At 44.6% G+C, this 12669-nt stretch carries 15 protein-coding genes; 4 read left to right on the top strand and 11 right to left on the bottom strand.

Annotated features, from left to right (window positions below; all coding sequences use genetic code 11):
- Positions 1-345: 345 nt before the first annotated feature.
- From F6K57_RS18695 to F6K57_RS18725, 7 genes are all read right to left on the bottom strand, one after another.
- Positions 346-2277: an ABC-F family ATP-binding cassette domain-containing protein gene (locus F6K57_RS18695; RefSeq protein WP_293069851.1), complete on the bottom strand. Its 1932-nt coding sequence runs from the start codon at positions 2275-2277 to the stop codon at positions 346-348.
- Between the two features lie 391 nt (positions 2278-2668).
- Positions 2669-3511: a prohibitin family protein gene (locus F6K57_RS18700; RefSeq protein ID WP_293069852.1), complete on the bottom strand. Its 843-nt coding sequence runs from the start codon at positions 3509-3511 to the stop codon at positions 2669-2671.
- 135 nt (positions 3512-3646) lie between these two features.
- Positions 3647-3793 carry a hypothetical protein gene (locus F6K57_RS18705; RefSeq protein ID WP_293017662.1) on the bottom strand — a complete coding sequence of 49 codons (147 nt, stop codon included), beginning with the start codon at positions 3791-3793 and terminating at the stop codon, positions 3647-3649.
- A gap of 66 nt (positions 3794-3859) precedes the next feature.
- Complete coding sequence (locus tag F6K57_RS18710) at positions 3860-3982, bottom strand: hypothetical protein (RefSeq protein ID WP_293069853.1); 123 nt, start codon at positions 3980-3982, stop codon at positions 3860-3862.
- Positions 3979-5688, bottom strand: coding sequence for an ATP-binding protein (locus F6K57_RS18715; RefSeq protein ID WP_293069890.1), 1710 nt, complete (start codon positions 5686-5688; stop codon positions 3979-3981). The genes F6K57_RS18710 and F6K57_RS18715 overlap by 4 nt, the downstream gene beginning before the upstream one ends.
- 16 nt (positions 5689-5704) lie before the next feature.
- A complete protein-coding gene (locus F6K57_RS18720; RefSeq protein WP_293069854.1) occupies positions 5705-5854 on the bottom strand; it encodes a hypothetical protein in 150 nt (49 codons plus the stop codon).
- A gap of 157 nt (positions 5855-6011) precedes the next feature.
- Positions 6012-6803, bottom strand: a complete 792-nt coding sequence (locus tag F6K57_RS18725; RefSeq protein ID WP_293045416.1) for a glutathione S-transferase family protein — start codon at positions 6801-6803, stop codon at positions 6012-6014.
- Position 6804: 1 nt separating this feature from the next.
- Between F6K57_RS18725 and F6K57_RS18730 the strand changes: the two genes are divergently transcribed.
- Positions 6805-7077 carry a hypothetical protein gene (locus F6K57_RS18730; protein WP_293069855.1) on the top strand — a complete coding sequence of 91 codons (273 nt, stop codon included), beginning with the start codon at positions 6805-6807 and terminating at the stop codon, positions 7075-7077.
- Here F6K57_RS18730 and F6K57_RS18735 read toward each other — a convergent pair.
- The 3 genes from F6K57_RS18735 to F6K57_RS18745 form a co-directional block, all read right to left on the bottom strand.
- Positions 7054-7809, bottom strand: coding sequence for an MBL fold metallo-hydrolase (locus F6K57_RS18735; protein ID WP_293069892.1), 756 nt, complete (start codon positions 7807-7809; stop codon positions 7054-7056). The two genes, F6K57_RS18730 and F6K57_RS18735, sit on opposite strands and share 24 nt — an antisense overlap.
- A 174-nt stretch (positions 7810-7983) precedes the next feature.
- On the bottom strand, positions 7984-8583 hold the full coding sequence (locus tag F6K57_RS18740; protein ID WP_293069856.1) for a Uma2 family endonuclease: 600 nt from the start codon (positions 8581-8583) through the stop codon (positions 7984-7986).
- Between the two features lie 495 nt (positions 8584-9078).
- Positions 9079-9270 carry a hypothetical protein gene (locus F6K57_RS18745; protein ID WP_293069858.1) on the bottom strand — a complete coding sequence of 64 codons (192 nt, stop codon included), beginning with the start codon at positions 9268-9270 and terminating at the stop codon, positions 9079-9081.
- 205 nt (positions 9271-9475) lie between these two features.
- Here F6K57_RS18745 and F6K57_RS18750 point away from each other — a divergent pair, with 205 nt between their 5' ends.
- From F6K57_RS18750 to F6K57_RS18760, 3 genes are all read left to right on the top strand, one after another.
- Positions 9476-9610: a hypothetical protein gene (locus F6K57_RS18750; RefSeq protein WP_293017677.1), complete on the top strand. Its 135-nt coding sequence runs from the start codon at positions 9476-9478 to the stop codon at positions 9608-9610.
- A 34-nt stretch (positions 9611-9644) separates the two neighbouring features.
- Positions 9645-9884 (top strand): DUF433 domain-containing protein, encoded by a 240-nt coding sequence (locus F6K57_RS18755; RefSeq protein WP_293069860.1) that lies wholly within the window; start codon positions 9645-9647, stop codon positions 9882-9884.
- 275 nt (positions 9885-10159) lie between these two features.
- Positions 10160-10327, top strand: coding sequence for a hypothetical protein (locus tag F6K57_RS18760; RefSeq protein ID WP_293069861.1), 168 nt, complete (start codon positions 10160-10162; stop codon positions 10325-10327).
- Here F6K57_RS18760 and F6K57_RS18765 read toward each other — a convergent pair.
- Positions 10316-12544 (bottom strand): O-linked N-acetylglucosamine transferase, SPINDLY family protein, encoded by a 2229-nt coding sequence (locus F6K57_RS18765; protein WP_293069862.1) that lies wholly within the window; start codon positions 12542-12544, stop codon positions 10316-10318. The two genes, F6K57_RS18760 and F6K57_RS18765, sit on opposite strands and share 12 nt — an antisense overlap.
- Positions 12545-12669 lie beyond the last annotated feature (125 nt).

Genomic DNA, 12669 nt, shown 5'->3' on the forward strand with positions numbered 1-12669 from the left:
AGGGATTCCCCTGTTCCTTTGACCATTAGTCCTTCTCAGTTTTCCCATCTACAGCAGATTATCCCTGGAAACCGCCACCTACAGTAGACCTCTTGCATCAATGGTGCCAAGCCCCGATTATCCCCTGCCCAGACTTGGGGAGCTAGGGGGGCAAAAGGATGATTGATGCAATAAGTCTAGTGATAGAGTTTACGATCCAGGATGTTTTCGGTTATCGTAACAAAAATTAATCATGTCTGGTAGTACCCGAAAGTCAAGGGAATAGGGAACTTCAGCTCGGGTAACCGGGAACATTAATCTACTCTGTCAGCAGAATCCCCGCGTCTAATGACCGGGGAGTATCAACTAAGATTCCCGTTCGGCCAACTCCATCCAACGCTCAGTTGCTGTATCAATTTCTTGAGTCAACGCCTCTAAGGTCTGATAAAGTTTCTGGACTTCACTGGTATTTTTGGGAGGGGATTGATATAGGGTTTTCTCCAACTCAGCTTTCTGAGCTTCCAGTTGGGGAATCTGACTTTCGAGTTTCTCGAATTCCCGCCTTTCCCAATTAGACAGCCGACGGGGTTTGTTATTACTGGATGATTTTTTTGTGGAGGCCTCGACCTTAGAGGATTCAGGCTTTTTACTTTGAGTCTGAGCCATCTGTTGGGCTAGTTTTGCCTCTTCTTCTCGCTTTTTATCGATATAAAGGGAATAATTACCAGGATACTGACGTATGTTACCCTCAGATTCAAAGGCAAAGATTTTATCGACGGTGCGGTCTAGGAAATAGCGGTCGTGGGAGACAATAATCACACAACCATTAAACCCTTCTAGATACTCCTCCAGTACAGCTAGAGTTTGTACATCTAAATCATTGGTGGGCTCGTCAAGAATAAGTACATTGGGAGAACTCATCAGTACTTGTAACAGAAACAAGCGACGTTTCTCTCCTCCGGAAAGCTTATGAATTGGTGCATACTGTTGGTTGGGAGGAAATAAGAAACGCTCCAGCATCTGTGAGGCAGTAATTAATGTACCATCAGCGGTTGTGACATACTCTGCTACGTCTTTTAGGTAATCAATTACTCGCTGATTTTGATTAAGAGCTTCGAGCAAATCTTCTGAATGCTGGTCAAAGTAACCGATATAAATGGTAGACCCAATTTCAACGTTACCAGAATCGGGCTGAATGCGTGCAGTAATAATATCCATTAGGGTAGATTTCCCTACCCCATTCCCACCTATGATGCCAACTCGGTCATCGGGACTAAATTCGTAGGTAAAATCTTTGACCATAATTCTACCGTCATAGCCTTTAGAAACATTGTCTAACTCAATTACTTTCTTGCCAATTCGACGACCAGGGGTAGAAATTTCTACTTTACCCTGAGCTTGTTTAAACTCTTTGGCTTGCATGTCGTGAATACGGTCAATTCGAGCTTTTTGCTTGGTACTGCGAGCCTTTGGACCCCGTTTGAGCCATTCTAACTCTCGGCGCAATACCCCTTGATGTTTCCGTTGAGTACTGATGGCTGATTCTTCAGCTAAGGCTTTTTTCTCTAAATAGTAGGAATAGTTGCCAGAGTAAGTATACAGGTCTCCCCGGTCAATTTCGATAATGCGGTTGGTGACCTGGTCTAGAAAATAGCGGTCGTGAGTAATCAGTAATATTGCTCCACGATAACTATTTAGGTAACTCTGTAACCACTCTACGGACATAGCATCGAGATGGTTTGTGGGCTCATCCATTAACAATACTTCTGGTTCCGCTAGCAAGGCGGCTGCTAATGCAATCCGTTTACGATAGCCACCAGACAACTGACCAATGGGAGCATCAAAATCAACTATTCCTAATTTACTTAGAATAATTTTTGCTTTTGTTTCCAGTTCCCAAGCTCCTGTGGCATCCATCTGCTGGGTTACACTTGAGAGCTGTGCTAGCAGTTGGTTATCCTCGGGATTGTGAGCCAATTTCTGGGAAAGTTCTTCATACTCACGAATCAGAGTCATCTGCTGACCACTATCAGCAAATACTTGCTCTAAAACGGTGTTATTGTCATCTAAGTCTGGTTGTTGGGGTAAGTAAACAATTTTAGTTTTGGGATTAATGGAGAGTTGACCAGCATCAATGGGCTCAAGACCAGCAATTATTTTTAATAGGGTGGATTTACCTGAACCATTAGTGCCAATTAGACCAACTTTATCCATAGGATCTAGACTAAAGCTAGCTTCTTTCAGGATTTCTTTAATCCCAAAGTCTTTGCGAACGGATTGTAGGGTGAAAATACTCATGGAAACTTTATAGGAAAGGGAATAGGGAGTAGAGAGTAGGAAGTAGGGAGTAGGGAATAGGGAGTAGGGAGTAGGGAACAGAAATATGTCTTATATCAAGTCTGGTTGAATACCATAATTAAGGGGCGGGGGCGCGGGGAGATGGGGAGATGGGGAGATGGGGAGATGGGGAGATGGGCGAGGTTTTTATTAAGGGTAATTATCCTGACATGATATTAAGCTTTACTTCGATTGCTATCAATTTATTTTTAAAAAACCCGTTTTCTATATAGAAAACGGGTTTTTGTAGTTGTAATTTAACTACTAATACTCAACTGCAAACTATCAAACGTCTCACTAGTAACTAGCATTAAATTAAAGAGTTTTTGATAATTTTATTGACATTTTGATGCTATTGAGGTACGTTGTTTAGGTCAAAGATAAAGGGAACACTGCTATTCCTATCACCACCAATAACGAGAACTTTAGGCATCTGAGCCCCACCTTCTCGCCAAGCTGCGATCGCTTCTTTCTGGAGCACCAGTTCACCCCCTTGAGCTTTGAGGGTTTCGGCCAAAAGTCGTTGAGCTTCTGCTTTACCCTGAGCGCGATTAATTTCTGCTTGAGCTTCTTGCTCAGCCTGCTGTGCTATATAGACAGCTCGTTGGGCTTGTTGTTCAGCTACCTGTTTTTCTTCAACTGCCTTGGCAAATTCCCTAGAAAAATTCAGGTCAATGACACTAGTATCCAATACTTGGACATCATACTTGGCTAACCTTTCGCCCAAAGCCTTATCAAAATCTTCCTTTAACTGACTCCGTTGGGTAATCGATTCTTCAGCAGTACGAAGTGCGGCAGCAATTTTAAATGACTCTTGAGTCTGAGGGGCAATAATTGTCGCCACTAGATTCTGTAGAGTTCCTTGTTTTCGTCTGATACTAACCACCTGATTGGGATCGAGGCGGAAGTTGATGGCAAATCGAGCGGTCAAATCCTGAAGATCTTTAGTGGAACTCTGGGCTGGGACTTCAAACTTCTGTACGGTGACATCATACACATCGACTATAGAGACGAAGGGCAGTTTGAAGTGGAGACCCTCAAGCAGAGCGCCATCTCTAGCTTTACCCAAAATACTAAGGACTCCAGCCTGACCGGGATTGATAATTACAAAACAATTAAAGGTGAGGAGAATAACTAATGCTGCGATAATCCCCCCCACTAAAGATTGCCAATTTTGTGGATTTTGGTTCCTCAAGTTTTAATCTCCTTTTAAATTATCCCCCGGATGAATCACAGGGGAATTAAGCCCTGATGTTACCAGATCGGGCATTTGCCACGTCTCGTAACCCTTATGGGATCATATCTTCAGCATACTAGAAAAGTTCGTCTATCAGCTATCAGCTATAGCAAAGGGAACAGGGAACAGCGGATCTGGGAACAGGGAGTAGGGAGTAGGGAGTAGGGAGTAGGGAACAAAATTCTCAGCAATTCCTACACGGATTGCTATATTAGCTATCAGCTTATGGGCTACGCCCACGCTACACCGAACAGCTTATGGGTCACACAGGCTAGAAGCCTGTGCCACGCTAGTTGAGGTGCCACGCTAGTTGAGGTGCCACGCTAGTTGAGGTGCCAAAGGCCAACGGCTGACCGCTGACCACTGACCACTGAGGGCTGACCACTGATAGCTGACCGCTGACCGCTGACCACTGACGGCTGATCTCAAAACCCTATATCTTCCCTAGCTAATTGGGCTGCTAAAAATACTTCTTGATCGGACTTTTGTTGCCAATCTAGCTCCCCAATTTCCTGATAAAATTGTTGATCGTAAGCACGAGTCTTGACTACCACTGGCATTGGTACGGCATGTCCTAAAATTAAGGCTTGTTGTTTAGAATCGAGCTTGGCCAATACCGAACGCAAACTTTGGCCACCAGACACCCCAGTAAAAATTGCTTCAATATCTTTATCATCATTTAGCAAACAGGTAATCCGAGTTCCAATTTGAGACATGACTTCGTTATCAATTCCAGAAGGACGCTGGTCTACGACTAACAAGGTCACAAAATACTTGCGCATTTCACGGGCAATAATCCCAAAAATTGTTTGCCTTACTGTGGCTGGATCTAGGAAACGGTGGGCTTCTTCAATGGTAATCACTAGGGGACGGGGGCGATCGCTGGCATTTTTGGACTGCAAAAATATCTCGGCTTTTCTGACATAACTGCTATGAATACGACGGGTAATTAAATTAGTAGCTAACATATAGGAAAGCATGTTGGATTGGGAACCGAATTCTACGACAACATGCTTCCCGGCATCGAGAGATTCTAAAATTCGCTTGACATAATTATGGGGACAAGCACTGCGGATATATTTTAATTCATCCAATCGGCTTAATTTGCGCTGTAATGCCATAATTGAGGACTTGTTGCCTCGTTTTACTTCGCAAAATTCCTGGATTTCTTCATTGGTCATGGAGAGCAGTTGCACAATCCAGGATTTGCCAAATTCATTGCGTAAAATAATGGCATTTTCTAGACTAGCTTCAGAAAGATTTAACTCTCCTCGGACTAGGTTGATATCTTCTACTTCAATCTGGTCATAACTCAGATAAAGCTCTTGGGCATCCCGAATCCCTCGTCGTCTGGTGGATTCTGGGTCGAGGGTATAAACTTGTACCTGGGATGGAAAAAGCTGACGCAATCCTTTGACTGTACTAAATTGTTTCCCTTCCGATACGGCTTCCCAGCCATATTCCGAGTGCATATCAAAAATTAAATTTACTGCTGCTTGCCTACGGATAATCCCAGATAGCAGTAGCCGAGTTAGAAAGGATTTACCGGTGCCAGATTTACCAAAAACCCCGTTACTGCGTTCCACAAACCGATCTAAGTCAATGCATATGGGGACTTCCATGTCAAGGGGTTGACCAATGGAAAAATTCCGGCGATGGGGGTCATCTTCTGAGCCAAAGACTGCCCGAAAATCCCGTTCACTAGCATCGAATACTTGAGAAAAGTGGCTGGGAATTGTTTTTACTGGTAACAATTCCATCTCTTCGCTACTTTGAGCTTGAAAGGAGCCTAAGGGACTTTTTCCATTTAGTTCCACTGGCGGTTGTGATTGGGACTTTTGTGGCGTAAACATTAGCATCGGGGTTAAATTAATCGTACCGTAGGTGCCACTACCTGCGAGTACATCCCTTAGAAAGTCATCATTGGGATTAGGAGGATTAACCAGAATCCGCTGACTGGAGGTTCCTAAAGACACATCGGTGAGCATACAGAAGAAACGCGATCGCATTCCCTGAACCACCAGAAATTTCCCCACCCGCATATCTTCTACGGAGACATCGGGGTGTAATCGCACTTCCAATCCAGCAGACAGAGAGCCTTGAATAACTGAACCTAAAGGTTGACTTAAATCCATTACCATAATTCTAGGACTATTGCAATCCTAAATCATTTGGGTTATAGGGAGTAGGGAGTAGGGAGTAGGGAGTAGGGAGTAGGGAGTAGGGAGTAGGGAGTAGGGAGTAGGGAGTAGGGAGTAGGGAGTAGGGAGTAGGGTGCGTTAGGGGTGGGATTGCCATCATATTCAAGGTCCAGCGCCAGTAGCCCCGTAACGCACCACTTTTCTAGGCAATAGGCAAGCTAGCAAGCTAGTCCGCCCCGTAACGCACCATCGGGTCAAACTGACCACTGACCGCTGACGGCTGACCGCTGACCGCTGACCGCTGACGGTAAATCTGATTACTCGATATCAATTGATGTGGGTTGAGAATCACTGGGACTATCGGAAACTAAGGGTTTGCGATAATCAGCATAAATGCGATCGCGCCAAGCAAAAAAGGTTTCATAGAGGTTACTATCGGCAAAGCCAGGAATCCCTTGACCTTTATATTGCTGGGGGATATCGAGATAATTCCCATCGGGGAATTTCAGGAGCAGACTTAAACCAGCTACGGCAAAATCTGCTAAGCAAGGGGAGTTGCTGACTAGATAAGGACTATCCAGGAGCAATAGACTCAAGGCTTCTAGGTCTTGCTTGAGACCATCTTTGGCTTCCTTGACGGCATCAGTGCCACAACCGACACCAAACCCTAGAATATCTAAAAATTCCGAGGGTACGGAACCAACTACTGTTTTGAGCACATCCGGGGTTTGGTTCGGTAAGACCGATTTGCGGAAGTCGGGATTTTGACTCAATGCGCCATAGACCACTTTCCGGCTCTTGGTACCAATGGATTCATCTGCCCATTCTTCGATCAGTAAGCAGAGTCCTCGTTCTTTGGGATCGCTGGGGATGATGGGTTTGTCGGGATATTTGCGATCCAAATACATTGCGATCGCAGTGGAATCGCTAATCACGGTATCCCCATCTTTTAGCACTGGTACCTTACTTTGACCAGACAGTTGGAATAGTTCTAACTGTCCTACTCCTGGGGTTACCTCAATTTTGCGATAGTCCAGCTCTTTGTAATCCAGAATCAGTCGTACTTTCTCTGAGTATTGGGACAATTCAAATTGATACAACTCCAGCATTTTGGATCTCCTAGCTGTTGATGTGGGACACTATGATACTGTAGCGTTTTCCCATGGAGAGGCAAGGGGAGGTGGGGAGGTGGGGAGATGGGGAGATGGGGAGATGGGGAGATGGGGAGATGTGGAGATGTGGAGTGTGGGAGATCAGGAAAGTATAGCGCTTTCTAATCTAATCAGGTACACAGGATTTTTTCACTATTCCCTGTTCCCTATTCCCTGTTGCCTGTTCCCTGTTCCCTTGCGCGTAGCGCTATACCTCCAAGGAAACCCCTAGTTTGGGAGTGATGACTTTGGTAGGCAGGTTCTGCTGGAGGAGTTGCGATCGCAATTCTTCGAGACTCCCCACTTCCCGCAGCACAGAAGCCAAAACCCCTTGATACTCTACAATTTCATCGGCTGCTGTGGGCAGAAAGACTTGGGGTTGTAACCATTGCGCCAACTGCAGTGCTGTTTTATGGCCTTGAATGACTGGCCCTAGTAACGGTAATTCTAAGGTCACCGCTGGGCTAATCACGATATCAACTGGGGCATAATCCTTGACTTCAGCAGGGGGATAGCCATGAGGTTCGTAGTAAAGACTTTTACCACTATCCAACTGCTTGATCAGATAGGCATTTTCCTGCTGGAATGGACCAATGGGTGCTCCTGGCAAGGCTCGGATTTCTATGTGATCTCCTAACGCAACGGTTTCACCAGCAGTAAGGGTGGTTACCTGGGTATAACCTAGCTGTTTGACTACCTTTGTTGCACTAGTAGAGGCAACCACTGGAATAGTTTTGTCTAATTTTTCCAAGGTTGGCGTATGGGCGTGGTCCTCTAAGCCTTGGGAGAGCAAAATTAGGTCAATTTTATCCGGAATGCTATTAAGTGCTTCCGGTTTGTCCCCTTTAAAGAACCAAGGTTGGTTGCCAAAGACCAATGAACCCACTAACCAGGGGTCAATCAGAATTCGTTGCTCTGGGAGTTCCAGTAGCCAGCTGTTTGCGCCGAAATGGGTGAGATACATACCAGTCAGAGAAGCTTCTTTTGCCTTAACCAAAACTACGATAACGCTTTTTAGGGAATCGGGAATCGGGAATCGGGAATCGGGAATCGGGAACAGGGAACAGGGAACAGGGAATAGGGAACAGAAAAAGTTAAACCCTTAAACCTTCAACTTTCAACTTTCAACTTTTTAACCTTAAACTTGACAAGTTTCATCATCCTCTTCAAAATTAACCCCTTCGTAAATATCACTAAAGTTAAGTTTAAAGTCGATAGTACTTAATTCCAGAATTGCTGCTTCTGAAGTTTGCTCAGTAAGTAACCATTGTCCTTCACTGGTTTTGGTATGTTGAATCACATGATATCTGGCCTGATCTATCAATATATATTCCTTAAATTTGGGAATTGAGCGATAGTAGAGAAACTTCTCTCCTTGGTCATAGTTTCTAGTAGATTTGGATAATACTTCAACAATTAGCAAGGGATTCATGACAGTCGTCTTACCTTTGCCGGTATAGATGGGTTTCCCCTGAATTACCATAGTATCAGGATAGGTATACTGGCTATAATCAGGTATCCACAATCGTACATCACCGATATAGATATCGTATGCTTGTCCTTTTAAGGCAAACTTCAAGTGAGCTGCAAAATTCAGAGCAATTTTATTATGATTTGTAGTGCCTCCAGCCATCGGTAAAATTTCTCCATCCCGATATTCACTTTTATAATCAGCAGCTTCTTCTAGTTCTAAATACTCGTCTGCTGTGTAGTAGCGTTTTTTATCTTTTAATAGCATAGTGCTTTCCTTTGAGAATTTAGAATTTAGAATGAAGAATTTAGAATGGAGAATGAAGAATGAAGAATGTAGGGTGCGTTAGGGGCGGGCTTGCCCTCATTTTTAACTTCGAGGGCCAGTATTGGAATAGCCCGCCCCGTAACGCACCACCAAGTAGAATGGAGAATGAAGAATGAAGAATGAATGGTGAATTGGAAATTCTGCCTTCTGCCTTCTCCCTTCTGCCTTCTGCGTTCTTAGAGGAGATCTGAAAAGTTTTTTGATACTGAATTTTGCCCCCCTAGCCCCCCAATTCTGGGGGGAAAAAGAATCAATTTGCTGGTAAAAGCCCCCAAAATTGGGGGACCAACGGGGGCTTAGATGTAGCAAATGAGACTTCTCAGACAACCTCTTAATTCTCAATTCTTAATTCTACATTCTTAATTCTCAATTCTTAATTCTACATTCTTAATTCTTAATTCTACATTCTACATTCTTAATTCTACATTCTTAATTCTACATTTCATCCCTAGGAAGATCGCCTACATCAAAAACAATGATGAATTCAGCATCAGGCATTAATCGTTTCAGAGCCTTTAAATGCCCTTCCGCATCAGAACGATTGCGAAAGCGACCAACAACAACTCGCTGCATCTTTGGTAACAGGCGAACGATGGCCCACGGGTGTAGGCGGTGATAGTAAGTCATAATTGGGTTGTCTCCTTTTATGGGGCGATCTAGAGCCAGCCTAGAGATTTTGGACTGTCAGTAGGCTGGCTCTTCCCATGGACGTTTTTCATCCACTTTTATAGTATAACATAAAAAACGCTATATTATAACATATTTAAAAAATTTTTGTAACAAATTCTTTAGGGAGTAGGGTGTGGGGTATGGGGTGTGGGGAGATGGGGAGATGGGGAGATGGGGAGATGGGGAGATGGGGAGATGGGGAGATGGGGAGATGGGAGTCAGATCAGTTTTGCTAGCATGCCTATTGCTAGCATGCCTATTGCCTTTTGCTAGCATGCCTATTGCCTTTTGCTTATAATTAATACGGTTATCTTTTAATCAAAATCAGACAAATGTCTATCCAACAAATAACTACCGAATATATTGCCATAGATCCTGACTATTGTTATGGTAAACCCCGCATCGCTGGGACAAGAATGCCTGTTGCTGCTATTGCTGAAATGTATTTGGAGATGAAAGAATCTTTAGAAGAAATTGCTCACAAGTATGATCTGTCCTTAGCCCAGGTTCATGGGGCAATGGCATACTATACCAAAGGGAACAGGGAACAGGGAACAGGGAACAGGGAGTAGGGAGTAGGGAGTAGGGAAAAGGGAACAAAAATTATCACAATTCATTTAGGATTGGTATATGATGAGTATCAGGAAGACATTGACCGTCACACCATGGAAACTGATAGAGTTGTTGAACAAATAAAGGGAAATAGTCCTACTTCAACGTTTCAGGAACAATGGAGACAGATCAGGGGTGAAAGATAAGGGACTTGCGTGTAAAAAAAATACCAATTCAAGTAGGGTGGGCAAAGTAATATTATCTAGAAGACTCATTTGAACGAAACTGTGTCTTGATGCAGTCGCTCATGGGGGAAACCCCCAAGACCGCGCTGCATCGCTTTTTGCCCACCCTACAAGCTCTATCTCCCACACACCCCACACCCCACACTCCCCACACTCCCTACTCCCTACTCCCTACTCCCTACTCCCTACTCCCTACTCCCTACTCCCTATCTCCCTAACATTTCCAAATAAGCCTTTTCCATTTCCCGAGTAAATTCCTTACCATTCCACAAGGGGGCAGTTTGTCGAGATTGTCGCAGTTTCCAGGAAATTTGTTGTCTCAGAGCAGGGTCTTTACCTAAGCGAATCCCCCACTCGATATACTCATCATCTGTCCAAGCAATGCCTTCCGTTATTCCCGCATTCATCATCATGGTGTAACTGTTGCGAGCAACAAACTGTTCTCCCACTCGGGTGACTAGGGGAATACCCATCCAGAGGGTTTCCAGGGTAGTGGTGGCTCCATTGTAGGGATAGGTATCTAGTACCACATCGGCAATCCCTAAGTTGGCACGATGAACAGCTTCCGTAGGTACTTCTGGTAGAAACCGTAAGCGATCGCACTCTACCCCTTCTTCTTCCGCAATCTGGTTAAAGAACCGTTTGATCGAGTCTTGGTCAGATTTGCCTTTAATCAAAAAGTAGCTATTGGGGACCGCTTTGATAATTTTCATTTGCAGCCTTGTGGTATCGGGATTGCGCTTGTATCCCTTCTGACTACTGAGATAAATGGTGGCATCGTTGGGAATATCCAGGTGGTCCCGACGTAAGCTAGGTACACCCACTTCAAACCCATCCACAGCAATATAGGTTTGGGGTAAGCGCCAGATTTTCTCGGAATAGTACTCCTGAGCGGAATCCGGTAATACGTAGGGGTCAGCAATCACGTAATCAATGGCAGGTAATCCTGAAGCATCCCACCCTAGCCAAGTGACTTGTACTGGTGCCAGTTTCAGAGCCATGACTGCACAGCTGATATCCAGGGTGATGCTATCCAGGTCAATTAAAATATCCAGTTGATCCTGATAAACCTGCTCAGCCACCTCTAGAACATGAATCCCTAATTTGTGAGGATGGTCTACTTGATTGACATACCACTCTTGGACGTTATCGTTTACCAGCTTGTAGTCTAGGAAATAGCCATAAAGTTGAAACCGCTCCCGGTCATGATGCTCAAACAGCCAACGAGCTAGCCACCCCACAGAATGCCGTCTTAAGCAATGACACAGGTATCCGACTTTTAAGGGTCTAGTAGTTTTTACTCCCTGCTCAATTCCCCCGTGCTCAATTCCCCCCTTATTAAGGGGGGTTAGGGGGGATCCATACCACTCCGCTCTTTCCTTGGCATAAACCCGAATATTCCTCTGAAACACCTCAGCGATTTGATTCAAAATTGGTCTAAAATGGCTAGGCTCGTCCTTAAAATGAACCAGAGGAAAGAATGGGGTAAGCAGACGCAGAGTCTCAACATCAGACAAGTTGGCTGGTTGTTCCTTAATTAGTGAAACCAGCAGTGATTCTAGGGTCTGGCAAGCCGCAGAAACCTCCTGCCAATAGCCCCCCGCATTCATTATCCCCCGCAATACCAGGTTAATTCCAGATATTTGGTCTGGTAAGGATTCCGATAAGGAATAGCACAACTTAGCGGTTTCTATGCCCTGGTCATAATTACGAGCATCTTGATAAAAGGTAGCCAGATGTCGTAATATTTCTATATTATGAGGATTCTGAAGATTTAAGGAGCGATAACGTTCCAGAAAACTAGCAGCAATGGTCGGTTGCTTTAAAGTATGACCAATTTTCATACAGGCTGACAGCAACGGCCAAAACCAAAACTCAGGATTAGGCAGGTAAGCTAAGCAAGCTTCGGTGAATGCTAGGGAGGCTGGATGCAATGGTTCGGCTTCTAGTATCTGCTCTAAAACCTCTTTTAATAACTGCTGATTGCATTCTACTGTTGGCTGGGTTTGTAGCAGTTCAATCACCCCCAGCTCCGTCAAGTCATCACCCCTAAAGGTTTCTAGCTTGATGCTTAGGGCAATAATTTCCAAGAGATTAGTCAGGTTCGTGGGGCAAATTTCCCGCATATGCTGGCGGATTGCCCAGGCTAGGGCATCATCCCCTAACTCCTGCCTGCGCTCAGCTTCCGTTTGCAACACCTGGAGCAGTTCCTCAGTCCAACTCTCCACTTGGTCTGACTCCGCTTCCGCCATCACCAGCAGCCATGTGGTTTGGGCTTCTGTCTCTTGACCCTGCAAGAGGAACAGTAACCCTAAATGCCAGTAGTAGGCGATCACATCCGGTTCTGCTTCAATCGCCTGTTCGTATAAACTTGCGGCTTGACTGTAGTTTCCCTGAATTAGATAGTGCTCCGCTTGTTGCTGCCAGTTAGTCATACTTTTGTGGTATTTAAATTAAAGATATCACCCCATTTTCTAATACCATTCAAAACGTGATGAGCGTAATTGTCCACTTAAAGTATTTCCATAAAACTAAAGTGGGTAGAACCCTCTACCCACTC

This window comes from Moorena sp. SIO4A5, from assembly GCF_010672005.1.
GTDB lineage: Bacteria > Cyanobacteriota > Cyanobacteriia > Cyanobacteriales > Coleofasciculaceae > Moorena.

What these genes read in the sequence shown, in the direction of transcription:
- F6K57_RS18740 (WP_293069856.1), bottom strand. Translation starts at nt 8,583, where the DNA reads ATGCTATTAAAAGATAAAAAACGCTACTACACAGCAGACGAGTATTTA.
- F6K57_RS18695 (WP_293069851.1), bottom strand. Translation starts at nt 2,277, where the DNA reads ATGAGTATTTTCACCCTACAATCCGTTCGCAAAGACTTTGGGATTAAA.
- F6K57_RS18715 (WP_293069890.1), bottom strand. Translation starts at nt 5,688, where the DNA reads ATGGATTTAAGTCAACCTTTAGGTTCAGTTATTCAAGGCTCTCTGTCT.
- F6K57_RS18725 (WP_293045416.1), bottom strand. Translation starts at nt 6,803, where the DNA reads ATGCTGGAGTTGTATCAATTTGAATTGTCCCAATACTCAGAGAAAGTA.
- F6K57_RS18765 (WP_293069862.1), bottom strand. Translation starts at nt 12,544, where the DNA reads ATGACTAACTGGCAGCAACAAGCGGAGCACTATCTAATTCAGGGAAAC.
- F6K57_RS18720 (WP_293069854.1), bottom strand. Translation starts at nt 5,854, where the DNA reads ATGATGGCAATCCCACCCCTAACGCACCCTACTCCCTACTCCCTACTC.
- F6K57_RS18745 (WP_293069858.1), bottom strand. Translation starts at nt 9,270, where the DNA reads ATGACTTACTATCACCGCCTACACCCGTGGGCCATCGTTCGCCTGTTA.
- F6K57_RS18760 (WP_293069861.1), top strand. Translation starts at nt 10,160, where the DNA reads ATGCAGTCGCTCATGGGGGAAACCCCCAAGACCGCGCTGCATCGCTTT.
- F6K57_RS18735 (WP_293069892.1), bottom strand. Translation starts at nt 7,809, where the DNA reads ATGTATCTCACCCATTTCGGCGCAAACAGCTGGCTACTGGAACTCCCA.
- F6K57_RS18755 (WP_293069860.1), top strand. Translation starts at nt 9,645, where the DNA reads ATGTCTATCCAACAAATAACTACCGAATATATTGCCATAGATCCTGAC.
- F6K57_RS18750 (WP_293017677.1), top strand. Translation starts at nt 9,476, where the DNA reads ATGGGGAGATGGGGAGATGGGGAGATGGGGAGATGGGGAGATGGGGAG.